The organism is Aquitalea pelogenes (assembly GCF_001515305.1).
GTDB lineage: Bacteria > Pseudomonadota > Gammaproteobacteria > Burkholderiales > Chromobacteriaceae > Aquitalea > Aquitalea pelogenes.
Map to the genome: position 1 here is coordinate 1 of NZ_LNQV01000036.1, position 25,220 is coordinate 25,220.

General features: G+C 59.6%; 27 protein-coding genes. 5 read left to right on the forward strand and 22 right to left on the reverse strand.

Features of this window, described 5'->3' with window-relative positions; translation table 11 throughout:
* From AWT75_RS14735 to leuC, 8 genes are all read right to left on the reverse strand, one after another.
* The coding region (locus AWT75_RS14735) for a type IV pilus assembly protein FimV (protein ID WP_275575750.1) at positions 1-1,120 on the reverse strand (1,120 nt) is incomplete at its 3' end.
* Positions 1,121-1,273: 153 nt separating this feature from the next.
* Positions 1,274-2,275 (reverse strand): aspartate-semialdehyde dehydrogenase, encoded by a 1,002-nt coding sequence (locus AWT75_RS14740; protein WP_062789943.1) that lies wholly within the window; start codon positions 2,273-2,275, stop codon positions 1,274-1,276.
* Between the two features lie 139 nt (positions 2,276-2,414).
* A complete protein-coding gene (gene asd, locus AWT75_RS14745; protein WP_082086297.1) occupies positions 2,415-3,521 on the reverse strand; it encodes an aspartate-semialdehyde dehydrogenase in 1,107 nt (368 codons plus the stop codon).
* Positions 3,522-3,663: 142 nt separating this feature from the next.
* Positions 3,664-4,728 carry a 3-isopropylmalate dehydrogenase gene (gene leuB, locus AWT75_RS14750; RefSeq protein ID WP_045845218.1) on the reverse strand — a complete coding sequence of 355 codons (1,065 nt, stop codon included), beginning with the start codon at positions 4,726-4,728 and terminating at the stop codon, positions 3,664-3,666.
* 44 nt (positions 4,729-4,772) lie between these two features.
* Positions 4,773-5,534, reverse strand: coding sequence for a class I SAM-dependent methyltransferase (locus AWT75_RS14755; RefSeq protein WP_062789946.1), 762 nt, complete (start codon positions 5,532-5,534; stop codon positions 4,773-4,775).
* A gap of 13 nt (positions 5,535-5,547) precedes the next feature.
* Positions 5,548-6,192 carry a 3-isopropylmalate dehydratase small subunit gene (gene leuD, locus AWT75_RS14760; protein WP_062789949.1) on the reverse strand — a complete coding sequence of 215 codons (645 nt, stop codon included), beginning with the start codon at positions 6,190-6,192 and terminating at the stop codon, positions 5,548-5,550.
* A 26-nt stretch (positions 6,193-6,218) separates the two neighbouring features.
* Positions 6,219-6,371: an entericidin EcnAB gene (locus AWT75_RS21345; RefSeq protein WP_131359253.1), complete on the reverse strand. Its 153-nt coding sequence runs from the start codon at positions 6,369-6,371 to the stop codon at positions 6,219-6,221.
* A 21-nt stretch (positions 6,372-6,392) separates the two neighbouring features.
* Positions 6,393-7,799, reverse strand: a complete 1,407-nt coding sequence (gene leuC, locus AWT75_RS14765; protein ID WP_045845221.1) for a 3-isopropylmalate dehydratase large subunit — start codon at positions 7,797-7,799, stop codon at positions 6,393-6,395.
* A gap of 240 nt (positions 7,800-8,039) precedes the next feature.
* On the opposite strand from leuC, the gene AWT75_RS14770 reads away from it, so the two are divergent.
* Positions 8,040-8,819: a helix-turn-helix transcriptional regulator gene (locus AWT75_RS14770; protein WP_045845222.1), complete on the forward strand. Its 780-nt coding sequence runs from the start codon at positions 8,040-8,042 to the stop codon at positions 8,817-8,819.
* On the opposite strand, the gene AWT75_RS14775 is transcribed toward AWT75_RS14770, so the two are convergent.
* Genes AWT75_RS14775 through AWT75_RS14785 form a run of 3 tightly spaced genes read right to left on the reverse strand, consistent with a single transcriptional unit; the run spans position 8,806 to position 11,105 of the window.
* On the reverse strand, positions 8,806-9,987 hold the full coding sequence (locus AWT75_RS14775; protein ID WP_062789952.1) for an MFS transporter: 1,182 nt from the start codon (positions 9,985-9,987) through the stop codon (positions 8,806-8,808). The two genes, AWT75_RS14770 and AWT75_RS14775, sit on opposite strands and share 14 nt — an antisense overlap.
* 57 nt (positions 9,988-10,044) lie before the next feature.
* Positions 10,045-10,455 carry an RNA-binding S4 domain-containing protein gene (locus AWT75_RS14780; protein WP_062789956.1) on the reverse strand — a complete coding sequence of 137 codons (411 nt, stop codon included), beginning with the start codon at positions 10,453-10,455 and terminating at the stop codon, positions 10,045-10,047.
* On the reverse strand, positions 10,452-11,105 hold the full coding sequence (locus tag AWT75_RS14785; RefSeq protein WP_062789959.1) for a fumarylacetoacetate hydrolase family protein: 654 nt from the start codon (positions 11,103-11,105) through the stop codon (positions 10,452-10,454). The genes AWT75_RS14780 and AWT75_RS14785 overlap by 4 nt, the downstream gene beginning before the upstream one ends.
* Before the next feature lie 447 nt (positions 11,106-11,552).
* Between AWT75_RS14785 and AWT75_RS14790 the strand changes: the two genes are divergently transcribed.
* Positions 11,553-13,253 carry a PHA/PHB synthase family protein gene (locus tag AWT75_RS14790; RefSeq protein ID WP_420835428.1) on the forward strand — a complete coding sequence of 567 codons (1,701 nt, stop codon included), beginning with the start codon at positions 11,553-11,555 and terminating at the stop codon, positions 13,251-13,253.
* An 82-nt stretch (positions 13,254-13,335) separates the two neighbouring features.
* Positions 13,336-14,517 (forward strand): acetyl-CoA C-acetyltransferase, encoded by a 1,182-nt coding sequence (locus AWT75_RS14795; RefSeq protein ID WP_045845227.1) that lies wholly within the window; start codon positions 13,336-13,338, stop codon positions 14,515-14,517.
* A 217-nt stretch (positions 14,518-14,734) separates the two neighbouring features.
* Here AWT75_RS14795 and AWT75_RS14800 read toward each other — a convergent pair whose 3' ends face one another.
* Positions 14,735-15,082 (reverse strand): YkgJ family cysteine cluster protein, encoded by a 348-nt coding sequence (locus AWT75_RS14800; RefSeq protein WP_062789965.1) that lies wholly within the window; start codon positions 15,080-15,082, stop codon positions 14,735-14,737.
* Positions 15,083-15,156: 74 nt separating this feature from the next.
* On the opposite strand from AWT75_RS14800, the gene AWT75_RS14805 reads away from it, so the two are divergent.
* Positions 15,157-16,374: an alkaline phosphatase family protein gene (locus AWT75_RS14805; RefSeq protein ID WP_239689616.1), complete on the forward strand. Its 1,218-nt coding sequence runs from the start codon at positions 15,157-15,159 to the stop codon at positions 16,372-16,374.
* 58 nt (positions 16,375-16,432) lie between these two features.
* A complete protein-coding gene (locus tag AWT75_RS14810; RefSeq protein WP_045845229.1) occupies positions 16,433-16,813 on the forward strand; it encodes a putative zinc-binding protein in 381 nt (126 codons plus the stop codon).
* On the opposite strand, the gene AWT75_RS14815 is transcribed toward AWT75_RS14810, so the two are convergent.
* The 10 genes from AWT75_RS14815 to AWT75_RS14855 form a co-directional block, all read right to left on the reverse strand.
* Positions 16,805-17,863 (reverse strand): hypothetical protein, encoded by a 1,059-nt coding sequence (locus AWT75_RS14815; RefSeq protein WP_045845230.1) that lies wholly within the window; start codon positions 17,861-17,863, stop codon positions 16,805-16,807. The two genes, AWT75_RS14810 and AWT75_RS14815, sit on opposite strands and share 9 nt — an antisense overlap.
* Positions 17,864-17,965: 102 nt before the next feature.
* The gene (locus AWT75_RS14820; protein ID WP_062789968.1) at positions 17,966-18,895 is read right to left on the reverse strand and encodes an alpha/beta fold hydrolase; all 930 of its coding nucleotides are present in this window, start codon (positions 18,893-18,895) and stop codon (positions 17,966-17,968) included.
* Between the two features lie 74 nt (positions 18,896-18,969).
* Positions 18,970-19,698, reverse strand: coding sequence for a pseudouridine synthase (locus AWT75_RS14825; protein ID WP_045845232.1), 729 nt, complete (start codon positions 19,696-19,698; stop codon positions 18,970-18,972).
* Positions 19,699-20,122: 424 nt separating this feature from the next.
* Positions 20,123-21,085, reverse strand: coding sequence for a DMT family transporter (locus tag AWT75_RS14830; protein WP_082696128.1), 963 nt, complete (start codon positions 21,083-21,085; stop codon positions 20,123-20,125).
* 257 nt (positions 21,086-21,342) lie between these two features.
* Positions 21,343-21,945: a PqiC family protein gene (locus AWT75_RS14835; protein ID WP_082696129.1), complete on the reverse strand. Its 603-nt coding sequence runs from the start codon at positions 21,943-21,945 to the stop codon at positions 21,343-21,345.
* The gene (locus AWT75_RS14840) at positions 21,942-23,534 is read right to left on the reverse strand and encodes a PqiB family protein (protein ID WP_062790002.1); all 1,593 of its coding nucleotides are present in this window, start codon (positions 23,532-23,534) and stop codon (positions 21,942-21,944) included. The genes AWT75_RS14835 and AWT75_RS14840 overlap by 4 nt, the downstream gene beginning before the upstream one ends.
* Before the next feature lie 64 nt (positions 23,535-23,598).
* Positions 23,599-23,979 (reverse strand): paraquat-inducible protein A, encoded by a 381-nt coding sequence (locus tag AWT75_RS22230; protein ID WP_204377065.1) that lies wholly within the window; start codon positions 23,977-23,979, stop codon positions 23,599-23,601.
* Entirely contained in the window at positions 23,976-24,284 is a 309-nt protein-coding gene (locus tag AWT75_RS23865) for a paraquat-inducible protein A (RefSeq protein WP_420835427.1), read from the reverse strand. Before AWT75_RS23865 ends, AWT75_RS22230 begins: the two co-directional genes overlap by 4 nt.
* Positions 24,220-24,858, reverse strand: coding sequence for a paraquat-inducible protein A (locus AWT75_RS21705; RefSeq protein ID WP_062789977.1), 639 nt, complete (start codon positions 24,856-24,858; stop codon positions 24,220-24,222). The genes AWT75_RS23865 and AWT75_RS21705 overlap by 65 nt, the downstream gene beginning before the upstream one ends.
* Complete coding sequence (locus tag AWT75_RS14855; protein WP_062789980.1) at positions 24,855-25,184, reverse strand: helix-hairpin-helix domain-containing protein; 330 nt, start codon at positions 25,182-25,184, stop codon at positions 24,855-24,857. Before AWT75_RS14855 ends, AWT75_RS21705 begins: the two co-directional genes overlap by 4 nt.
* Positions 25,185-25,220 lie beyond the last annotated feature (36 nt).

Below are 25,220 nucleotides of genomic sequence, written 5' to 3' on the forward strand. Positions count from 1 at the left end.
GCTGGCGCACCGACGGTTGGGTGCGCGCAGCAACCGGTGCCGGGGCAACGGCCGGCGTGCTTGCAGTTGCATCGACGACAGGAGCGGAGGTGGCCGGTACCGCAGCAGCAGCTTGCGATGCCATGGGCTTACCGCTTTGCAGCGACTTGAGTTGTTGTTCCAGGGCGGCAATGCGCGCTTCTGCATCTTTCAGCGACTGTTCGCGCGCAGAAACCTGTTGTTCCAATACCGACAGCTTGCCATCAGGCTGTGCACCGGCAGCCTCGGGAGGCACCAGTTTCAGTACATCACCATTCTTGCCCTTGGCTGCTGGCGGCGCTTTGGCCACTGCCGCTGCAGGCGCGGCAGCTGGAGCAGCCGCTGGTGCAGCAGTGCCATCCGCATGCAGGATGCCATTGACTTGCTCGGCGCTCAGCGCCTTGATCTTGCCGGCAGCGGGCACCTTCATGGTGACACCGGCCTTTAGCTTGTTGGGATTGCCATCATTGAACGCATGCGGATTGGCTTGTACCAGGGCCGCCATGGTTTGTTCAGTCGAGGCGCCGGCCGGCTTGATGCGTACGGCCATGCCACGCAGGGTGGAGCCGGAGCGGGTTTGCACCACACCGGGGGTGGCGGCAGCGGCATGTGCAGCCTTGGCCTGTTTACCGGCATAGCGACTGGAAAGATTATCCTCGGCATACTGCGGCATGTCCTGCACGATGGACTTGGCTTGTGGCGCGTTATAGCTGGCAGGATCCAGCAGCACCGTGTATTCGCGGACCGAACGGCCAGAACTGGTCTTGGCTTCTACCACAAAACGCAGGTAAGGGTCGTTGATGGGTGTGGCAGAGCTTACCCGGATGACTGCACCGCGTGCAGAAGGGACAACATGAAAGCGCAGTGCCGACATGCTGCCGCTGTAATCGACATTCAAGTCCCTGAACGTATCCGGACTGGCCAGCCCGATACGCGCCGTTTCCAGCTCGCTTGCGCGCACGCCGGTCAACTCGATATCTGCGTGAAAGGTCTCCCCGAGGTAGGATCGCACATTGATCCTGCCAAGACCGGCCCATACATTTGCCGAACACAGCATGGCTACTGCCAGTACGCTCAGCTTGAATTTTGCCTGATTATTCACAGTCTACCTTCCGGCACTCATTTATCTTGATTTTATATCGCCTGCTCTACCCGCACAGGCACAAAACTGGCAACTAGTGCCATATTAGGCCCTAGCCAAGCTTTTAGCTAGATAACATAACAAGAAAACCCCGGATAACCCGGGGCTTTACATTTATTCAAACAGTCCTGCTTTATACAAGGACTCGGCCAGCAGAACACAGTTGAGTGCGGCCCCCACACGGACATTGTCGGCAGCCAGCCAGAAACTGATGGAATTTCCGGTTTTGCGCAAACGGCTAATCCAGACGCCATCATTACCGGTTGCTTCCATCGGGGTAATGTAACCGCCGTGCTGATCTGCCGAAATCAATTGCAAGCCGGCTGCCAGCAAACGATTACGTACCTGGGCCAGATCAATATCAGCCGCCACTTCCAGGTTTACCGACCAGGCATGGCCAAAGAATACCGGCACGCGAATACAACTGGCCTCCACTTGCAGTTCGGGTTGCTGCAGCAGACGACGCAATTCGGCACTCAATGAGCGTTCTTCATCCGAATGACCATCGGCATCGACATCACCAATCTGCGGCAAGACATTAAAAGCAATGCGCTTGGCAAAAACGGTATTTTCGGAATCCCGCTGTGAAAACAGCGCGGTGGTTTGCTCGGCCAGTTCTTCCAGCGCCTTCTGCCCTGCACCGGATACCGACTGATAGGTGGAAACAGTCAGACGACGCGGCTGCAATGGCAGCAAGGGTTGCAGCGCCATGGCCAGCGGGGTGACGGTGCAATTGGGTGCAGCCACCAGCGCACCGGCCTCCAGCCCTTCCAGCTGGCTGCCATTGACCGAGGGCACCACCAGCGGCACTTCCGAATCAAGCCGGTAGGCATCGCTGAAGTCAATCACGGTCACGCCTGCGGCGCGGGCTTGCGGGACATATTCGCGCGCAACAGCGCTGCCGGCGACAAAAATGGCCAGCGCCACATTCTCGAAACCGAATTCATCAAGCTGGCGGATGTCCAGTTCCAGATTGCCATAAGCAACGGTAGACGCCTCATGTTCCGGGCCATCAACGGCAAACACACGTTCTGCCGGGAACTGGCGTTCGGCCAGCAGTTCGAGAACAGATTGGCCAACCAGGCCAGCGGCACCTACTACAGCAAGCTGCATCATCCGAATAAATCCTTACATTCCTGAAAAGGCTGATATTACCTCAGCCAATAGCAAAGGGCGCATGAAGCGCCCTTTGCAGTGTAGTCGACAACGGCAGATTACCGTCTGAAAAAAAGCGTTGCGACTATTTTAACCCGAATCAGCGTTCGATGAGGATACGCAACATGCGGCGCAGCGGTTCGGCCGCACCCCACAGCAGCTGGTCACCAATCACGAAAGCGGACAGGTACTCACCACCCATGTTCAGCTTGCGTACGCGGCCCACACCCACTTCCAGCCCGCCGGTGATGGCGGCCGGGGTCAGTTCCTTGACACTGATTTCGCGATCGTTCGGTACCCACTTCACCCAGTCGTTGCCGGACTTGATGATGGCTTCGATTTCTTCCAGCGGCAGGTCTTTCTTCAGCTTCACGGTCAGCGCCAAGCTGTGGCAGCGCATGGCACCGATACGTACGCACAGGCCGTCAACCGGAATGGTGGCGTCGGTACCCAGAATCTTGTTGACCTCAGCCTGACCCTTCCATTCTTCCTTGGACTGGCCGTTGTCCAGCTGCTTGTCGATCCAGGGGATCAGACCACCAGCTAGCGGGGCGCCGAAGAATTCGGTCGGCACGTCTTCGCGAATGGCAGCAGCCACCTTGCGGTCGATCTCCAGAATGGCGGACGACGGGGTAGCCAGTTCGTCAGCCACGGCAGCGTGTACCACGCCCATGCCCTTGATCAGTTCGCGCATGTGGTTGGCACCACCACCGGAAGCTGCCTGGTAGGTCATGGAGGAAACCCACTCCACCAGACCTTCACGGAACAGACCGCCCATGCCCATCAGCATGATGGAGTTGGTACAGTTGCCGCCGATGTAATCTTTCACGCCTTTGGCCAGTGCGCTGTCGATCACATTGCGGTTGACCGGGTCCAGCACGATGACGGCATCGTCAGCCATGCGCAGGGTGGAAGCGGCGTCGATCCAGTAGCCAGTCCAGCCGGCGGCACGCAGTTTCGGATAGATGTCGCTGGTGTAATCGCCGCCCTGACAGGTGACAATGGCGTCCATTGCCTTCAGTTCGTCGATGTTCTTGGCGTCTTTCAGCGCCGGTACATCACGGCCGATGTCCGGGCCTTTGCCGCCGACATTGGAAGTGGTGAAGAACACCGGTTCGTTGATGACAGCGAAATCGTTCTCTTCACGCATACGTTGCATCAGCACGGAACCAACCATGCCACGCCAGCCTACAAAGCCTACTTTCACGGGTTTCTCCTGGGATCTGTCTCTAAAGTTGCGATTGGCCCGTTAACGCAAGCGCCAGCGGGCCAAGTATTTTTATTACCCCATTGTGCAGCGCGATAGCGCAGGTGGCAATGGGGTCAACCCTATCAGGGTGAAGTTTTTTTTACAGCGCTGCCACCACTGCGTCACCCATGCCGGAGCAGCTGACTTTCTGGCAGCCTTCCTCATAGATGTCACCGGTACGGTAGCCCTGGGCCAATACTTTCTTGACCGCATTTTCCACACGCTGGGCTGCTTCTTCCTGGGCGAAGGTATAGCGCAGCATCATGGCGGCAGACAGGATGGTGGCCAGCGGATTGGCCAGGTTCTTGCCGGCGATGTCCGGTGCGGAACCGTGTGAAGGCTCGTACAGACCCTTGTTGTTCTGGTCCAGCGAGGCCGACGGCAGCATGCCGATGGAGCCGGTGAGCATGGAGGCTTCGTCGGACAGGATGTCGCCAAAGATGTTGCCGGTCACCATCACGTCGAACTGCTTGGGGTTGCGCACCAGCTGCATGGCGGCGTTGTCCACATACATGTGGCTCAGCTCTACCTGCGGGTATTCGCGCGCCACGTCGATCATGATTTCTTTCCAGAACTCGGTGGTTTCCAGCACATTGGCCTTGTCCACCGAACACAGCTTCTTGTTGCGCTTCATGGCAATGCCAAAGGCAACGTGAGCGATGCGGCGCACTTCGCTTTCGCTGTAGCGCATGGTGTTGAAGGCTTCGCGTTCGCCCTGCTCGTTCACACCCATGCCGCGCGGCTGACCGAAGTAGATGTCACCGGTGAGTTCGCGCACGATCATGATGTCCAGACCCGACACTACTTCCGGCTTCAGGGTGGAGGCATTGGCCAGTTCCGGGTACAGGATGGCCGGACGCAGGTTGGCAAACAGGTTCAGGTCCTTGCGGATGGCCAGCAGACCGCGCTCGGGACGCAGCGGGCGATCCAGCGTGTCGTATTGCGGGCCGCCTACCGCGCCCAGCAATACGGCGTCGGCTGCACGGCACAGCTTCTGGGTGAATTCCGGATACGGCACGCCATAGGCGTCATAGCCGGCACCGCCCAGCGGGGCTTCTTCCAGCTCGATCGGCAGGCCGTCCTGACGCAGTACATCCAGCACGCGACGTGCCTGGGCAATGATTTCCGGACCAATGCCGTCACCCGGCAATACGGCGATTTTCATGATTTATCCTTTGCTGTCTCTGATTACTGAGTATTTTGAAATCTTCACGCCGCCCACAGCACAATCACGTCGACGGTAAAGCTGCCATCTGCCTCGATGGCGTAGTAGTCGCGCACTTCCTGCCCCACCGACTGCTGCAACAGGCGAATGGCCTCGCTCAGGGTTTGCGGTGTGCGCATGCGCTCCACCCACACGCCAAATTCCAGCCGCAGCTTTTGCCGCGTCACCTGCTGTACTTGCCAGCCGGCACCGCTTAACGCAGCCAGCCATTCGGCCATGGCGTAGTTGTGGACATGGCTGGTATCGCGCAGCACTTCCACTGCTTGCAGATAGGTATCCAGCAGCGGCTGGCCGGGCGACATCACGTCGATGAAGGCAAGCTTGCCTCCGGGTTTGAGTACCCGGCGCGCCTCGCGCAGCGCGAGGCCCAGATCACCCCAGTGGTGGGCGGAGTAGCGGCTGAACACGAAGTCGAACTCACCATCGGCAAACGGGAGTTGTTCGGCCGCGCCTTGCCGGGTGGTGAGCGTGCCAAGGCCACGGGATGCCGCCTCGTCCGCCACTACCTGCAGCATGCTGGCGGACAAGTCGTAGGCCACTACGCTGGCAGCATGTTCGGCCACCTGGAAGCTGACATGGCCGGCACCGCAGCCCAGGTCCAGCACCCGTGCAGCACCGTGCTCGCGCACGGCTTGCTGTAGCTGGGCAAACTCCGCGCCCTGGGCGTGTACCTGGCTGTGCAGGTAGGCTGCCGCCTGGGCACCGAATTGTTGCTGGACGTGTTCTGCGTGTGCGCTCTGGCTCATGTCATTCTCCTGTTCAGACCTGGTGGAACAACCAGGGCTGGGACTGGCGGCGGGCCGCCTCGTAAGACTTGATTTCTTCCGCGTGCTGCAAGGTGAGGCCGATTTCATCCAGACCACCCAGCAGGCAGTGCTTGCGGTGCTCGGTGATGTCAAAGGCAAACGACTGGCCGGACGGGGTGGTGATGGTCTGCGCTTGCAGATCCACCGTCAGGCGGTAGCCTTCGCTGGCTTCGCATTCGCGGAACAGCTGATCCACCACTTCAGCCGGCTGTACGATGGGCAACAGGCCGTTCTTGTAGCAGTTGTTGAAGAAGATGTCGGCAAAGCTGGGGGCGATCACCACGCGGAAGCCCTGGTCGTCCAGTGCCCACGGCGCGTGTTCGCGGCTGGAACCACAGCCGAAATTTTCGCGCGCCAGCAGCACTTGCGCACCGGCGTAGCGCGGGAAGTTGAGCACGAAGTCCGGATTGAGCGGACGTACGCTGTTGTCCATGCCCGGTTCGCCATGGTCCAGATAACGCCACTCGTCGAACAGGTTGGGGCCAAAGCCGGAGCGCTTGATCGACTTGAGAAACTGCTTGGGGATGATCGCGTCGGTATCGACATTGGCGCGATCGAGCGGGCACACCAGCCCGTCAAGTTTGTTGAATGCTTTCATGAGATTCTTTCCGAATCAGGCTGCCCTTACTGGGCAGCGTTTTCGATGGCCTGACCGGCCTTCTGGATGCCATGGCCGACAGCCTGGCCGCCTTGTCTGAGGTCTTCACCCGCGCCGTGTAAGGTATTGCAGGCAGACAGCAGGATGGTCACAAACAGGCTGAGTGCAATTTTTTTCATGGATGAATTCCTTTCGCAGAATTAAAGCTGACGGATGTCAACAAAATGGCCGGTCACCCCTGCCGCTGCTGCCATGGCCGGGCTCACCAGATGGGTACGCCCACCCTGCCCCTGACGGCCTTCGAAGTTGCGGTTGGAGGTGGAGGCGCAACGCTCGCCCGGTTGCAGACGGTCGGCATTCATGGCCAGACACATGGAGCAACCCGGCTCGCGCCATTCGAAACCTGCCTCGATGAAAATCTTGTCCAGCCCTTCGGCCTCGGCCTGCGCCTTCACCAGACCTGAACCCGGCACCACCAGCACTTGCTTCACACTGGCTGCCTTTTTACGGCCACGCGCTACCGCAGCGGCTTCGCGCAGGTCTTCGATGCGGGAATTGGTACAGGAGCCGATAAACACGATGTCGACCGGAATGTCTTTCACCGGGGTATTGGCAGTCAGACCCATATAGGCCAGCGCGCGTTCAATACTGCCCTTCTTCACCGGGTCGGCTTCGGCAGCCGGGTCCGGCACGATGCCGTCGATATCGGTCACCATTTCCGGCGAGGTGCCCCAGGTCACTTGCGGCTTGATGTCGCTGGCGTCCAGCTCCACCACGGCGTCGAAATGCGCGCCTTCATCGGAATGCAGGGTGTTCCAGTAAGCCACGGCAGCATCCCACTGTGCGCCGGTGGGGGCAAACGGGCGGCCCTTTACGTAGTCGATGGTCTTTTCATCCACCGCCACCATGCCGGAACGGGCACCGGCTTCGATGGCCATATTGCACAAGGTCATGCGGCCTTCCATCGACAGGCTGCGGATGGCTTCGCCACCGAACTCGATGGCATAGCCGGTACCGCCGGCGGTGCCGATTTTTCCAATAATCGCCAGCGCCACGTCCTTGCCGGTAATGCCGGCAGGCAGCGGGCCATTCACCTTCACCAGCATGTTCTTGGACTTCTTGGCTACCAGGCACTGGGTGGCCATCACGTGCTCCACTTCCGAAGTGCCGATGCCGTGTGCCAGCGCACCAAAGGCACCGTGGGTGGAGGTGTGGCTGTCACCACAGACCACGGTCATGCCCGGCAGAGTGGCGCCTTGTTCCGGCCCCATCACATGCACAATGCCCTGCCCCTTGTCCTTGAACGGGAAGTAAGCCAGCGCGCCAAAGGACTTGATGTTGGCGTCCAGGGTTTCCACCTGCTGACGGGAGATCGGGTCCTTGATGCCTTCGTCCCAGTGGTCGGTCGGGGTGTTGTGGTCGGCAGTAGATACCACCGAATCCACACGCCACAGGCCGCGACCGGCCAGTTTCAGGCCTTCAAAGGCTTGCGGGCTGGTGACTTCGTGCACCAGATGGCGGTCGATATAAAGAAGAACCGTGCCGTCGGCCTCTTCCCGCACTACATGGCTGGACCAGAGCTTGTCGTAAAGAGTTTGTGCTGTCATGGCTTCCTGCTCGTGAAATGGCGGTTGCAACACCGCCGGTTTGCCGGATACAAGGCAGCCATTCTGTCACGCTGATCATTACCGCCACAAGGCTGTCCTGCTTGCCCTGGCCGTTGTGCGCCACAGTGTTTGGCTGCTGTTGGCACACATCATCTCGCAGCTTTTTTCCTAGTACAAGATAAGCATTTATACTAGTACTGGCACTACCACGTTAAAGTGGAAATTCAATCAGGAATCAACATGAGCCAGAGTAAAACCACCAGCCCGCTGGGCGAATTCATCCGCGCCCATCGCGAACGGGTCAGCCCGCAACAGGCTGGCTTGCCAGCGGGCAGCCGACGCCGCGCCAAGGGCTTGCGGCGGGAAGAAGTTGCCGCCCTGTGTGGCATCAGCCCCACCTGGCTGACCTGGATTGAACAGGGACGCAGTCAGTCGGTATCCGCCCCCACCCTGTCACGTCTGGCCGATGCGCTGTTGCTGACCCATGCCGAGCGCGATTACCTATTCAAGCTGGCTGGACTGAAAAACCCGCAGGACAGGCCTGTCGAACGCAATCCGCAATCGCGTCAGGCCTTGCGTGACGCGGTAAATGTCATCGGCGCACCGGCTTATGTACTGGATGCCAACTGGGATGCGCTGGCCTGGAATACACTGGCGGCGGAATTGTTCAGCGGCTGGCTGGATCAGCCACTGGCACGGCACAATTTGCTGGATTTCATGTTTTTGCGCGCCGAGTCACGCCAGCTGGTAGAGGACTGGCCGGTACGGGCGCGGCGCATGGTGGCAGAGTTTCGCGCCGATGCGGGTGAGCGGCTGGAGGAAAACAGCATCCGGCAATGGCTGGACACCCTGCGTCAGGGCAGTGCGGAATTCGATACGCTGTGGCAGCAGCATGACGTACAAGGCCGCGAAGGCGGCGAGCGCGCCTTCAACCACCCGCAACGCGGACGACTGGTGTATCAGCAGCTGACGCTGAATCTGGCTGCGGCACCGGAACTGAAGCTGATCATGCTGCTGTAGGCTTGGTGCAGGGTTCCGGCCGCAACCAGCGCAGGCACACCAGCACGCCCAGCACGGCGGCCACTACCGACATGCCAAACGTCGGCAACATGCCGCCATGCGGCCACAACAAACCGCCAACCAGCCCGCCGGAACTACCGCCCACACCAAACGAGGCGATGATGTACAAGCCCTGCGCCCGGCCCTGGTGCTGCTGGGCAAACAGGCGGTGAATCAAGCCCACCGAAGTGGCATGGTGCAGGCCGAAGGTCAGCGCATGCATGCTCTGCGCCAGCACCGCCAGCATCGGCTGCTCCACCGCGCAGGCAATCAGCACAAAGCGCAATACGGCGGTCAGCAGTGAGGCCAGCATCAGCCGCTCCAGCGAAAAGCGACCCATGATGCGCGGCATCAGCAGGAACACCAGGATTTCGCTGATCACCCCCACCGACCACAACAAGCCGATGGCACCCTTGTCATAACCGGCATGGCGCAGGCCGATGGAATAAAAGGTGTAATAAGGCCCGTGGGCATAAGCCATCAGGAAGCAACAGGCAAACAAGGCCAGCACCCGTGGCTGGCGCAAGGTCTGCCAGATCGGCCCGGCTGCTTGATGATGGCGAGGATTGCTGACATCCGGCACGAACCAGCCGGCCAACACGATGAATGCCAGCAACAGCAGCAAGGCCCAGGGCAGATTGGCCAGATGGATCAGGTCCAGCACATAACCACCCACCATGGACAGGCAGACAAAGCCGATGGAGCCCCACACCCGTACCCGGCTGTAGCGGCCCGGCTGGGCACGTGTCAGGTAGGCTGTGCTGGCTTCCACCAGCGGCAAGGCCCCGGCCCAGAAGAAATGCGATACCGCCAGACTGGTGAAAATCCACCAGAAGCCATTGCCCAGCCCCACCAGCGCAAAGGCCAGCGCCGAACACAGCGAGGTGCTGATGATGATGGCCCGTCGCCGCCCCTGCCGGTCCGCCAGCCAGCCCCAGAAACCGGGTGCCACGATACGCGCCAGCGTGGACAGTGCCATCAGCACGGAAATCTGCAGTGCAGAGAATGACAAAGACTCCAGATACAAGCCCCAGAACGGGCCGAACAAGCCCTGAAAGGCGAAATAGGCAAAATAGAACAGCGCAAAAGGACGCAGGGAGGGCGCAGCAACAGCAGATGAGGCAGACATCAATACACAATCAGATAAAGCTGCCACCGCCCGGCATCAGCAACGGTGGCATGGTCATTACAGGGAGCCCTTGAAGCGGGAAATATCGCGCCGGGCCTTTTTGGTGGGGCGGCCTTCGCCATGCGGGAAGCTGGCATGTTCGGCCTTCAGCAGCAACATGCGCTCTTCGCGCTCAGCCTTGCCCGCTTCGTCTTCCTGATACATCAGCACGGCCTCCTTGGCCGGACGACGCTGGGTGGCCAGTTGCAGCACGGTAATGCGGTATTCCAGCTGGTTGATGCGCAGCAGCAGTTCATCACCCTCGCGCACGATCCGCGAAGCCTTCACCCGCTCGCCATTCACCAGCACCCGGCCCAGTTCCAGCGCCTCGTGGGCCAGTTGGCGCGTCTTGTAAAAACGCGCCGCCCACAGCCATTTGTCCAGCCGCACCTTGCCGTCGTCTTCGTCCTGCTCGCGCTGGCGGCTCATGCGCTCACCGTCCAGTCGGCACTTACCACATCGTCCAGTTGCAGGTGCAGCACATCCCCCGCGTGCAGGGCTGCCACGCCTTGCGGTGTGCCGGTGTAGATCAGATCGCCTGCGGTCAGGCCATAAACCTGCGACAGATAACTGATGATGGTGGCCAGCGGATACAGCATCAGGCTGGTATCGCCCTGCTGACGGGTCTCACCATTCACCTGCAGGCTGAAGCTGAAGGGCTGGCCAAGATCCACATCGGAACTGCCGACAAAATCGGACACGCAAGCCGCATGGCGAAAGCCCTTGGCCTTGGTCCACGGCTTGCCGCCTTGCTTCGCCTCGCTTTGCACATCACGCGCGGTCAGGTCCAGGCCGATGCCCACGCCCGCAATGTGAGACAAGGCATCCGCAGCGGGAATATCACTGCCATCTTTGCCGATCAGCAGCACCAGCTCGCACTCATGGTGCACATCAGCAGAATAGGCAGGCAAACGCATGGGCTGCCCGCTCAGCGTAAGCGCCGAAGTGGGCTTCAGGAACACCAGCGGCTCTTCCTCCAGCTGATTGCCCAATTCAGCCACATGTGCCGCGTAATTGCGGCCAATGCAGAAAATATTGCTGACTTGCTGCGCTTCGCCATCCAGCATGACAACGGCCATGATGTACTCCTTACGATTCAAGCGACCGATTATCCCAGATGTAACATGCTTGCGGGAGCTGATTGATGAATATACGTATGTCATCACATGGGCATTCCCTGCTACCATGCCGCCCGCCATGACTGACCTGATGGCCTTTACACGCCAAGGCGGCCGGAAATCGCGTTGGTATTGGGTTAAGGACATGGACATGAATTGTGCATTGCCGCAACAGCCCGACTCCCTGCATGGATTTTTTCATGGCGGCTTACCGCCTCCCGGTGAAATTGTCATACAGTCCTGTTACAGTCAGCAGGTATCCCGACGGTGGCAACACCAAGAGGCCACCCGGGCAGCACGTATCCACCCACCTCTCACGGCATGTTAAGGAGATGTACCTTGACTCAGGAAACGACCGCTTCTCTCGAGAGTTTCTTCTCCAGCCTCTCCGAGGCCAACCAGCAGTGGATGCAGCAGTTTGTCAATTCGATGACCGCAGGCATGCCGCTGGACGCAGCAGCCAATCCCATTTCCGGCGCCTGGAACCAGATGGTGAGCAACACCAACCAGATGCTGGCCATGCAAACCAATCTTTACCAGCAGCAAATGAACATGTGGCTGCAATTCCTTGGCCAGAAACCGGCCGAGGCCGCCGTAGCGCCTGCTGCCAGCAGCGATCGCCGTTTTGCCGCACCGGAATGGAACGAGCACCCGTTCTACAGCTTCCTGAAACAAAGCTATCTGCAAACATCGAAGTGGATGACAGAGCTGGTTGACCAGTCGCAACTGGAAGACGAGTCCAAGGAAAAACTGGCATTTGCCACTCGCCAGTATCTGGATGCCATGGCACCGACCAACTTCATGCTGACCAACCCCGAAGTCATCAAGCGGGCGCTGGAAACCAAGGGCGAAAGCCTGGTGGAAGGCATGAAGAACATGGCCGAGGACATCCAGAAAGGCCATATCTCGATGTCGGACGAAAGCAAGTTCGAGATCGGCAAGAACATCGCCACTACACCGGGCGAGGTGGTTTTCCGTAACGAGCTGATCGAACTGATCCAGTACACCCCGACCACCACCGAGGTATACGAAAAGCCGCTGCTCATCGTTCCGCCCTGCATCAACAAGTACTACCTGATGGACTTGCAGCCGGACAACTCCATGGTGCGCCACTTCGTCGCCCAGGGTTACAAGGTATTCCTGATCAGCTGGCGTTCGGCTGTCCCGGAAATGAAGCATTTCACCTGGGAAAGCTATATCGAAAAAGGCGTGATTGCCGCAGCCGAAACCGTCAAGAAAATCACCAAGCAACCAAGCATGAATGCCCTGGGCTTCTGCGTTGGCGGCGTCATCCTCAACACCTCCTTGTGTGTGATGCAGGCCAAGGGCATCAAGCTGATTGACAGCGCCACCTTCATGACCTCGCTGGTTGATCATGCTGATCCAGGTGAAATCAAGGTCTTCATCGACGAAAACCTGGTGGCCAGCCGCGAAGCCAAGCTGGCCAGCGGCGGCATTGTCAGCGGCAAGGAAATCGGCCGTACCTTTGCCAGCCTGCGCGCCAACGATCTGGTATGGAACTACGTGGTCAACAACTACCTGCTGGGCAAAACCCCGGCACCGTTCGACCTCCTGTACTGGAACAATGACGCCGTCGATCTGCCGTTGCCGATGCACACTTTCTTCCTGCGCCAGTTCTACCTGAACAATGCGCTGGTGAAGAAAAACGCCATCACCCTGTGTGATGTTCCCATCGACATCAGCAAGCTGGACATCCCGCTGTATGTTTTTGCCGCCCGTGAAGACCACATCGTGCCGTGGAAATCGGCCTTCTCCGGCATCAAGTACATGACCGGCGCACCGTCGCGCCGCTTCGTGCTGGGCGCTTCCGGCCACATTGCCGGTTCCATCAACCCGGTCACCAAGGACAAGCGCAACTACTGGGTGAATGAAAACCTGGTGGACGACCCGGAAGTCTGGCTGGAAGGCGCAGAAAGCCGTCCGGGCAGCTGGTGGAAGGACTGGGACAGCTGGCTGGCCCCGCAATCCGGCAAAAAGATTGCCGCGCCCAAAGTGGCTGGCAGCAAGGAGTTCCCGGCGCTGGTAGCCGCACCTGGCACTTATGTCCTGGCCAAAGCCATGCCCAGCACGGTAGCCAGCCTGCAATAATCTTCCGATGCCCGGCACACGCATGCCGGGCACATGCTCCTGACAGGGGCCCCCACCGCAGAACCATAACGGAGAGTTAGCTATGCAAGAAATCGTGATTGTTGCCGCCCTGCGTACCGCTGTAGGCAGCTTTGGTGGTGCACTGTCCAAAGTTCCGGCCCCCGAACTGGGCGCCACCGTCATCAAGGGCCTGCTGGCCCAGACCGGCGTAAAGCCGGAAGACGTGAGTGAAGTGATTCTGGGTCAGGTACTGACCGCAGGTGTCGGCCAGAACCCGGCCCGCCAGGCCTTGCTCAAGGCCGGCCTGCCGATCACCACCCCGGCCACGACCCTGAACGTGGTATGCGGCTCCGGCCTGCGTGCAGTTCATCTGGCAGCCCAGGCCATTGCCAATGGCGATGCTGAAATCGTGATTGCCGGTGGTCAGGAAAACATGTCGCTGTCCCCGCATATCCTGCCGGGTTCGCGTGATGGTTTCCGCATGGGCAATGCCCAGCTGGTGGACACCATGGTGGCCGACGGCCTGACCGATGTGTACAACCAGTACCACATGGGCATTACTGCGGAAAACGTGGCAGAAAAATACGGCATCAGCCGTGAAGAACAGGATGCGCTGGCTCTGGCATCGCAAAACCGTGCCGAAGCTGCCCAGAAAGCAGGCAAGTTCAAGGACGAAATCGTTCCGGTGCTGGTGCCGCAACGCAAGGGCGACCCGGTTGCCGTTGATGCCGACGAATACATCAAGGCCGGCACCACGGCCGAAACCCTGGCCAAGCTGCGTCCGGCCTTCAAGAAAGACGGCACCGTGACCGCCGGCAATGCCTCGGGCATTAACGATGGAGCCGCTGCCGTGATGCTGATGACCGCTGCCAAGGCAGATCAACTGGGCCTGAAACCGCTGGCTGTGATTCGTGGTTACTCCCTCACCGGCTGCGCTCCGGAAATCATGGGTATCGGCCCGGTTGCCGCCACCCGCAAGGCCGTGGAAAAAGCGGGCTGGACCGTGGAAGAGCTGGATCTGGTGGAAGCCAACGAAGCTTTTGCCGCCCAGGCCCTGGGTGTGGCACGCGAGTTGGGTTGGTCTGCCGACAAGGTCAACGTCAACGGTGGTGCCATTGCCCTGGGTCACCCGATTGGCGCATCCGGCTGCCGTGTACTGGTTACCCTGCTGCACGAAATGCAGCGTCGCGATGCCAAGAAAGGCCTGGCTACGCTGTGTATCGGTGGTGGCATGGGCGTGGCGCTGGCAGTGGAACGTCGCTAAGCAAGCACCCAGTGCTGACAACAAAACCGGGCCATGGCCCGGTTTTTTATTGGCACAAAAAAGCCCCGGCATACTGGCCGGGGCAGCTTCGGTCAACCGCCCTGCTGGCTGGCCGAGGTGGAGACAAGACACCAAACAGCGGCTGGATCAGATCGCATGTTCGGCATGGTTTCAGGATAGCTGGTGAAAAATTCTTTCCCAGTCTGAATAGTGGCACTTAGTCCAGTTGCAATGGCGGCAATCCGTTTTGAGCCCGAGCGCGATTACAGGCTTCTTCATACACACCAATGCTGGCACGCGCGCCGAACTCACGACACGGCGAAGGGCGGTCGCTGTAAATGCCACAGCTGACCGACTCACCAACCTTGCCAACCAGGGCAATGCAGCGCGGACGCACATAGTCGGTTCCACGCATGCGCATGATGGTGGAAGTCTCCTCATCGGCCAGGCGAGCCGGCACACGCCCTCCCGGCTCGGTGTCCAGTTCGGAATAGTGAAAACTCACGCGAAAGGCTGCACAGCAGGCACCGCAGCGCTGGCAGATGTTTTGCTCGGCTTGGGTCATATGAAAAACCAGGGATTCAAGTCGGCACAGTATGCCTGTAAGCTGGCTGAATTTCAGCCGTCATGCGAGCCCCCATGCCCTCTGCACTGAGCCGTTTTTGCCCCGGCAGCCATTGGCCCGACTATCAAGGTGGCAGCCTGCTCAACCTGATGACCAGCCTGAGCCATGAGCTTGGCGGGCCGCAGAGCGGACATGCCAGATTATCTAAACCCTGGCTGTCAGGCATCGGCCAGCACAAGCATGTGGTTCTGGTGCTCATCGATGGGCTGGGCGAGCAGCAATTGCGCACGCTTGGCCCCGACAGCGTGCTGCAACGCAAGCAGTGCACGACCTTGAGCAGCGTGTTTCCGGCAACCACGGCTGCCGCCATCACCACACTGCTGACCGGCCAGCCCCCCGCCAGCCACGGCTTGATTGGCTGGCATCTGCATTGCCAGACAATACCGGACAGACAGGAGCACATTGTTGCCCCATTGCCCATGTCGGTACGCTACCCGGATGACAGCACACTGCGACCGGAGCAACTGGCCGGGCAGTTACTGGCCTGCCCGCCTTTGCTACCACGACTTGGCCGGTCCGCACACATTCTGCAACCGCAGTACATCGCCGATTCACCCTATAGCCTGCACCATGCAGGAAGCGTGCAACGCACCGGCTATCGAGATATTGATGATGCGTTTGCACAGCTGGCGAGCTGCCTGCAGCAGAGTGATGTGCCCGCGTTCCATTATCTTTACCTGCCTCAGCTTGACAGCCTGATGCATCGCCAGGGCTGTCACTCCCCTGCCGTGCATTCTCTGTTTGACCAGCTGGATACGGCCTTCGCCCAGCTGGTGGACGTGGCGGAGCAGACAGACACTGCCATCATGGTCACCGCCGATCATGGGTTTATCGACACACCGCGCACGCGCATGATCAGTCTGGACCAGGACTTCCCCGCGCTATATGCCATGCTGGCACAACCATTGTCCGGCGAGCGCCGGGCCGTGTTCTGTCATGTCAAACCGGGGCTGAAAAACGACTTCATGCGACAAGCCCAGCAACAGCTGCAAGATGCCTGCTGGGTACTGGACAGCAAACTGCTACTGGAAGATGGAGTCTTTGGACCGGGTGAACCACATCCGCAACTGGGCAGCCGTTGCGGTGATGTCACCTTGCTGGCGCGCGAGGACTGGAGTATCCGCGACACCCTGCCGCAGGAAAGGCCACTGCACCTGCCAGGCCAGCATGGTGGGGTAAGCGCTGCCGAAATGACCGTCCCGCTGATCCTGCACCTCCCCCGGAAGAGCTAGGCCGGCTTCCTCTTGCGACGGATATCTTGCCGGATGGTATGCGCAGCACAATGGATGCATGACAGCGAACAAATTCCCACTGGTTTACGCCTGTTCCGGCTGCTCCAGCGCCGCGCAGATGGCAAACGACCTTGCATTGCGGCTGGATCGCGAAGGCCTGGCTGAAATGTCGTGTATTGCCGGCGTGGGTGGCGGCGTGCCCGGCCTAGTGAAACTGGCCCAGTCAGGTCGTCCCATTCTGGCACTGGATGGCTGTCGCCTTTCCTGCGTCCAGGCTTGCCTGCGTCAGGCGGGGGTGCAGGCAAACCGGGTTTTGCTGCTGTCAGACCAAGGCGTGGTGAAGTACAAGCATCAGCCTTATGCGGTAAGCCAGGCTGAGGAAGTCTGGCCACGCGTCAAGCTGAGTGCCGAGGTGCTGGCAACCGGCCAATCAGAATAAGCCGCCCTGCATTTGTTGCTGCTGCAACTCTGCCAGCTCATCGGCAAACTGCTGCTCCAGCTCTTGCACCTGCTGACGCTGGACCTGCACCGGCATCAGTACGCGGGAGATGGGTTGCAACTGCCCCATCACCACCTGCTCGAACTGCAAGGCGGTGACATCATCCGCATCCTGGCGTTCATGCAATACACCCATGCGGTTGAGGTAAATAGTTTGTGCTTCAACATGAAAAAAGCGGGCGGGCTGCTCCAGTACTTCGCATACCACATCCAGAATGCCTTCCAGTTCGGCAAGCCGGGCCAATGGCTGTAATTGCTGCTGAAGTTCCGCTTCACGCTGGCGCAGGCTTTCGGCATCCTCTGGCGACAGGCTGGCCATGTTGTCCGTGCCACCCGTTGCGTCAATGATCACTCTGCCGGCATGCCCGAAGGCCGCCAGCTTCAACTGGATTTTCTCCAGTTCGGTCTGCAGGTCCAGCCGCATTTGTTGCAGCAATTTGATGCGCCGGTCTATCACCGCCACCAGTACGGCAAGGCCACGCCGACGCGCACTCTGTTGCAGGTCTTCGGGTGTGGCGGACGGTTCGATCAGCCTATGCTGGTCGAAACTGACAATCTGCTGGGCAACATCACTGCGGACTTCGCCATTATGTTCCACCATGCCAAAGCGCACGGTTTCGCTGCGGCTCATGCTGAGGATGGCCCAGGCTTGATCGCCCTGACTGGCTGACAGGAAAAATGACTGCAAAGACTCACTGCTTTTCAGACAAAGCAGCAGGCTGAGCGGGCTGGAAAACAGCAAACCCAGGCGACGGTCGGTGCTGAAACTGCGCAAGGAGAGCTCTAGCGGGTCAATCCGCTGCCAGGGTAATCCGGCAAGATAATCCAGCGTCAGCCGGACACCAGGCAACATGCGTTGCTGATAAGCGGGTAACAAGCGCAAGCGCCCGTCACAGCCGTCAATCACCATCTCGATGGCGTGCAAGGCAGTTGCCTTCTCTTGCTGGGACGCCTTGTCCAGCCCCAGTTTTTGCCACAACCAGCCCAGCATCGCTCAACTCTCCTTCAAACAGATCACCGCACCTGGACCGTTCAGGTCTGCGACAGCATCATTGCCAGGTAGGCACCTGCTGTAAGATGGTCTGCAGCACGGCTACGGTCTGAGGGGCAGACACAACAGGCAAGACATGGGTTCCACATCGATGGTGAACAACGGCGCATCCAGCGAACTGGCCAGCCGCTGACCAATAGGCAAGGGAAAAACCTCATCCTGCGTACCCCATACCACAGCTACCGGCATGGCCAGTGGCTGGCTGAGACGCTCAACATGGGCCTGCTGGCTGCTGGCCAGCTCCTGCATCAGGGCACGCAACTGCGGAGCACGGTCCCGGTAATAAAACAGCCAGACATCCTGCAGCAAAAACCGTGGTGCGCGCGCCAGCGGGCTGCCCACCAGCGCCATCATGCGCGCCAGTGCTTGTGCATCATTGGGCACAAACAGTTGTTCTGCAGATTTTACGTCTGCGCGCTCCAGCAGGTCTTGCTGGTCGGCCGGGGTGTAGACCATTCCCGGTGAGGCCATGATCACCAGTTGTGCAATTTTTTCCGGCATGCGCCGCGCCAGCTCCAGGGCAACGAAACCACCGTAGGACAAGCCCACCAGTTGCACCTTGTCCGCCACGCGGGCACGGATCAGCGCTTCGAGTGCATCCGCCTGTGCGTGCAGCGAAGGGGCCGTTGCGGCATGGCTGCGACCAAACCAGAGCAAGTCCGGCACCAGCACCTGATGCTGTTTTGCCAATGCGGCCATCACCCTCCCCCAGCTGGTAGGGCCATCACCGCCAAAGCCGTGAATCAGCATGACAGCCGGGCCGGTACCCGCTTCCAGATATGCCAGTTCGCCTGCGGGCAAGGACAGCCGGCGTTGGCGGAACCCGGATAAGCACAAACCGCAGCGCAACAGCCGCTGACCAAATGCGGAGGGATAGGCGCACAGCAAGACGAGGCCAGCCAGCGCAATGAGCAAACAGATCAGCAATAGGTTCATGGCCTTGATGATGTCATGGTGGGCGGACAAATCCAAGTTGTATCGTGCAATGCACAACGGCGACCACTGGTCGCCGTCACACTTTACTGCCCAAGTCTTGCCCGGATGGATCAGAACATCTCGTCATCCCGCAGATAACGCCACTGACCGGTAGGCAAATTGCCCAACTTGATGGTGCCGATACGGATACGCTTGAGGCCCACCACACGCAGACCAACCAGCTCGCACATGCGGCGGATCTGGCGCTTTTTGCCTTCACGCAGCACAAAACGCAGCTGGTCTTCATTCTGCCACGCCACTTCTGCCGGTTTCAGTGCTTCGCCATCCAGCGACAGGCCATGGTTGAGCAAGGCCAGCCCACGGTCACTCAGTTCACCGGTCACCCGGACCAGATATTCCTTCTCGACCGTGGAGTTCTCACCGATGATGTGCTTGGCCACCCGGCCATCCTGGGTCAGAACCAACAGACCGACCGAATCGATATCCAGTCGGCCAGCCGGTGCCAGACCACGCAAATGTGCAGGGATGAAGCGCTTCTTGCTGGGGTCTTCCGACCAGTGGTTTTCCGGCTTGACCAGCGTGACAGCTGGCAGATAGCCCTTTTCTGCCTGACCGGACACATACCCCACCGGCTTGTTGAGCAGAATGGTCACACGTGACGATTGGGCATCCTGTGCCTTCTTCAGCACTTCAATGGTGTTGTGCGGCAGCACTTTCTGGCCAAGCACGGCAACTTCGCCGTCTACCTTGACCCAGCCTTGTTCGATATAGCTGTCCGCCTCGCGACGGGAGCAAATACCCAGTTCGGCCATCCGCTTGGAAAGGCGTACGGGTTCCATGTAAAGCATCCTGTAATAAAAAAAGCGGATAGCACCGGTTGCACGCTGCCAGTGCAAAATCGTCCCGGGCAGCGCGTCACCACCGGCACAGCCGCTGTTGATCTGGCGCTATTGTAGGGGATAGACCGCAGGCTGACCATGATTACCGCCGCCAAGCGGCCTTGCCTGGTGCGTTTGATGGTACTGACAGGAAGAAAACGGGAAAGACAGACAAGAAAATGCCCGGTGAAACGGGGAGGAATCACCGGGCCGAGCTAAGCCAATACTGAAGAGGAACAAAAGCCAGAGGTACTTCAACTACAAACAAAATTAAGGTTGGCAGGTACTGCGGGAGATCCAATAAGTACGGGCACTGCCAACAATGTGTACTTTAGTGCCGGATGCCGCTTTGCACCATCCGTATAAATCCGTAGTCAACACCGCATCAATCTGCAGTAGACAGCTTCACCGCACTGGTAACGCGCCCGGCAGCAGGCTTGCGACTGAGCGAAGACAGCACGATGCCGCCAAAAATCGCCGCCAGGCCAGCCACATGATACCAATGCAGCTCCTCTCCTAGCAGGACAATGGACTGCACCGCACCAAAAGCAGGCATCAGGTAAAGAAAGCCTGCAGCTTTGGCCGCCCCCACCTGGGCAATAGCGCGGTTATACATCAGGAAAGCCAAGACCGAAGGGAAGATGCCCAGATACAACAAGGCAGCCCCGGCGGACAGCGACAGGGGATGAAAACCGCCAGCCTGCCAGGTTTTCCGCACAAAGGCCGGTAGCAACATCAGCTCGCCCACCAGCAACAGGACCATCATCATCACCAGCGCATCCAGCCCTGGCAGCAAGGTACGCAAGCCAAGCGTGTAAACCGCCCAGCACAAGCCTGCAGCCAACACCAGCAGGTCTCCGTGGCTGAACTGGAAAGCGCTCACCCCCAGCACATTGCCCTTCAATACGATCAGCAATGCCCCGGCCATGGCCACCAGCATGCCCAGCCACTGGCGTCGGGCCAGCTTTTGCCGGAAATACAGCGAGCCAAGTACCAGCACCATCATGGGTGTTGCACTATTGAGAATGACGGCGTTGGTGGCCGTCGTGGTGCGCACGGCCACATATATCAGGGTGTTGGTCAGTCCGATGCCAAACACACCCAATAGCAGCATTTTGCGCCATTGCTGTCGCAGCAAGGGCCAGGCCCGACCGAGTCGTGGCAGGCCAAATGGCAGCAGGCAGAGCAAGGCGATGGCCCAGCGGCCGAAAGCCAGGCCGAAAGGGCCGATCTGGCCATGGATGGCACGGGCAATGACAAAATTGGTGGACCACAACAGCATGGTCAGCACCAGCAGCAAATAGGCATTACCTGATGTGGCAGTTGGAGTGGATGCGCTGGATGACATGGCAAAAGTCGGAAAGAATGAATGCGGTTCATTCTATCCAGCTGCAACTTTAACTTAAGCCAAAATTTGCTGCAATTTTGCAATTTTAATGCCATTAAATCTGACAAATAAAAACAAAAAACCACACAGTCAGACTTTAAAGCAATCAATACAAAAACCAGACAATAAAACCGGCAGCATCCCAAACAGACCGGCCCGGACCTGAGCGCAAGCGAGCGTCAGCAGCCGGACAGGAAGGCACCAGCCTGCCCGGATACTCAAGCCGCCGGATGCAAGTAGTCCGGATGCGCTGCCATCTCAGTGCCGATTTGCCGGCTCAACGCATCCAGCAACTGCTGCTGCGCGGCCACCAGCGCCGCATTGCCCGGCACAGTCACCGCTTGCTGCTGGTTGAAATAACCTTGCAGCAGCACCTTGTGCGAGGCGTTCTGTACCAGACGCCATGCTGCAACCAGCGACGCGCCCTGCCCATGCCGCAAGCGGAATTCTCGGATATCCAGTTGCAAGCTGAGGTCCGTCCGCCCCAGACTCAGTTGCGGTGCTGCATAGATGGTGGACAAGCCCAGTTGCGCGGCCAGATTGCCTGCCACTGCCTGGGTCAACAGGCGGCTCAGGCTGGCAGTCCAGTAATCCTGCTCTTGCAGCTGCGGGCGACCTTCGGCGTTCTCCAGCAGTAATTGTGGTCTGTCCATCCCGGCCGGCAGCGTAACCTGCTCCACCAGCAATACCGCTCCGGGCCGCTGGTTCTGGCCCGGCATGCTGGTGGCCTGCAACTGGTAGAAGCGGGATGGCACCGAGGTGCAGGCCGTCAGCAATACGGCGCACAAACACATACCACGGGCAAGGTTGCGCATTTTCATGGCTTGCTCTCCTGTTTGCCACGGATCAGGGCTTCCGGGTGACGGTCCAGATAATCACTCAGCGCACGGAAGCTGCGCGCTGTTTCCGTGACTTCCTGCGCGGCTTTGCGCACATCCTGCTGCAATGGCGAGTTGGCTTGCAGGGCCTGGCTGGCACTGTCCAGTGTCTGCTGCAACTGCTGCAGCGTTTGCAGGGTTTGTGGAACCACCTTGCCATCCAGGCTGTTGCCCAGCTGTTGCACGGTATTCAGGGTGGCGTGCAATTCCTTGATGGTGCCATCCAGCTCCTGGCCTATGCTGTCGAACGGCACCTTGTCCAGCTTGCGGGCAATGCGTTGCAGCACGCCTTGCAGCTCTTCCAGGTCGCCCGGGATGGTAGGCAGCACATCCATGCCCTGACGATGCAGCAACTGGGCTGGCTTGGCATCGCGGAAGAAATCCAGCGCCACATACAGCTGGCCGGTGAGCAAGCTGCCGGAACGCAGCTGCGCCCGCATGCCGTGCTCCACCATCTTGTCCAGTTTCAGCTGGTGCAGTTTTTCGGCAGTCAGATTGCGCGACAGGCTGAGCAGGCGGCTGGGGAAGATGCGGATACTCACCAGCATGTTGAAGTCCTTGCGTGGTGCATCGTATTCCATGCCGATGCTGGTGACATCGCCAATCACGATGCCGCGGAAATCCACCGGCGCACCAACAGTGAGCCCGCGCACCGATTGCTGGAACTTCAGCAGCAGCGGCACCACTTCATGATCCGGCGATTGCATGGCCAGTTCACGGGTATTGGACAAGGTAAACACCGAGCCAGCCGTGGCCGGTTTGTCCTCGGCCGGACTGACCGGCGTTTCGAAAGCCACACCGCCCAGCATGATGGCGCTGAGCGACTGGGTGTTCACCTTCAGCCCGTTGGCAGAAATGGACAAATCGATACCACTGGCGTGCCAGAAGCGGCTATCCGCCGTGACAAAGTGGTCGTAAGGGGAGTTGATGAACACCGTGATGTCGACATTGCTGCCACTCTTGTCCAGCTGATATGCCACCACCTGCCCTACCGGCACCCGGCGGAAATACACCGGCGCACCAATATCCAGCGAACCCAGCTCTGCCGCCTTGAGCACGAACTGACGACCGGGCAAATCACCGGTAATGATGGGCGGGACATCCAGGCCAGTAAAATGCTGGCTCATTTCGCTGCTTTTGCCGGCATCCATGCCGACATAGGCACCGGACAACAGGGTACCAAGGCCGGACACGCTGCCACCGGCAATGCGTGGCCGCACAATCCAGAAGCGGCTGTCGCGCGCCAGGAAGCGCTCGGCTTCCTTGCTCAGCTGGGCCGTGGCTTCAATATTCTTGCTGTCCGGACTGATGCGTACCGCAGTCACCTCTCCGATATCCACATCCTTGTACTTGATACGGGTCTTGCCGGCCTCCAGCCCCTCGCCACTCCGAAAGGTAATGGTAATGGTGGGCCCGCGCGACAAAATGGCCTGCACCGCCAGATAACCGCCGATCAAGGCAGCCAGCAGCGGTATCAGCCATACCAGCGAGGGCGACCAGCGGCTTTGCCGTGCCGGGCTGGCAACGGCCATCGGCAGGGCCTCCTGCGCGCCATCATTCTGCGGTGGGCGGTTTTGTTCTGTTTGTGCTGAAGGCTTATCGCTCATCATCTTCCTCGAATACATCCCAGATCAGTCTGGGATCAAAATGCATGGCAGAAAGCATGGTCAGTACCACCACGGCACCAAAGGCAATGGCACCAGGCCCGGCCTTGATGGTGGCCAGCGATTGCAGCTGCACCAGGGCCACCAGCAAGCCCACCACGTAGATATCCAGCATCGACCACGGCCCCACCACTTCCAGCAACCGGTACAGCCGGGTCCGCTGGCGGGGTGCCCAGCGCGAACGCCAGTGCACGGTGAGCAGCAGCAGTAACATGGACAGTATTTTCAGCAAAGGCACCAGCACGCTGGCCACAAACACCACCAGCGCCAGCGGCCAGGAACCACTGCGCCACAAATAGGCCACGCCGCTCATGATGGTATCGCGCTGGTGCCGGACAGCATTTCCGTCAGCATGATGGGCATCAGGTTGGCCGGGATGTAACACAACATGGCGGCCAGCAAAAAAGCCCAAGCATATTGCAGACTGTGCGGTTTGCGCCGGTGCAGGCTGCGCCGCAGCGCGGGCAGTTGACTGCCGTTGCCGCCGGGGAGCTGACCCGGCTGAGCTGGCCACAGGCGTGGCAGCGCCACACCCCCTGGCTGGCTGCGCTCTTCAAGTGCGGTCGCGACATGCCTGATAGCGCTCCCACAGCATGCCCGGATCAAAACGGCTGGCATTACCGGCCAGCAGCACGATCAGGGCAAAAAACGACCACAAGCCAATACCGGGATGCACCTCGGCCATATGCGCCAGCTTCACCAGCGACACCAGCACACCCAGCAGGAAGACTTCCACCATGCCCCAGGGATGCAGCACATGCACCAGCCGCATCACCCGCGCAAAGCCACGCGGCGCATGGCCAAGTGACAAGGGTAACAACAGGTAGAGCAGGCAGAGCAGCTCCAGCCCCGGCGTCAGTACCCCGGTGAGCAACACCAGCAATGCCACCGGCTCCATCTGCTGCTGCGACAGCTGCCAGGCCGTCCCCAACAGGGTAGTGGCCGTCTTGACCCCGTTGGCCTCCAGCCCCACCACGGGAAAGGCATTGGCCAGCACAAACACCAGCAGGCCGGCCAGCACCAGGGCCAGCGAGGTACTGGGCCGATAGGCAGGCCCGGGTAATATTTGACCGCCGCAGCGGCAACAGCTCACCCCCTGCACACTATTGGCAGGTGCAGCTTGCAGCAGATCGCACTCATGACAGGCAAGCAAGGGGGTGGCCGCATCCGGCCGGGAGGGCTGTAGCTTCATGGCGCTTCATTGTACAGAGGGATGGCAGCGGCGGCATCTCTGGCCAGTTTCTGCTTGCGGGCCGCAGTGAAATGCCACCAGGGTAATGCTTCATCATGCTGCAGGTAGTGGCAAACGGAAATGAATACATCCAGTACGCACGGACCCTGCCGTACACCGGTTTGCTGGCACAGCTGCGCATAGAGCCGGTAGGGATCGGCACCAACAAGAGAGTGCACCGTACCGTGCCCCAGCAAGCGCAAATCTGCCGCCATCGCTGGGCCAACATTTGGTAACTGCAACAAACTGCTGACCTGCCGTGCCGGAGGGCATCGCTGCGGTTTCATGGAAAACTCCCGTTTTGAACTGGCTTGCCTGCAAGG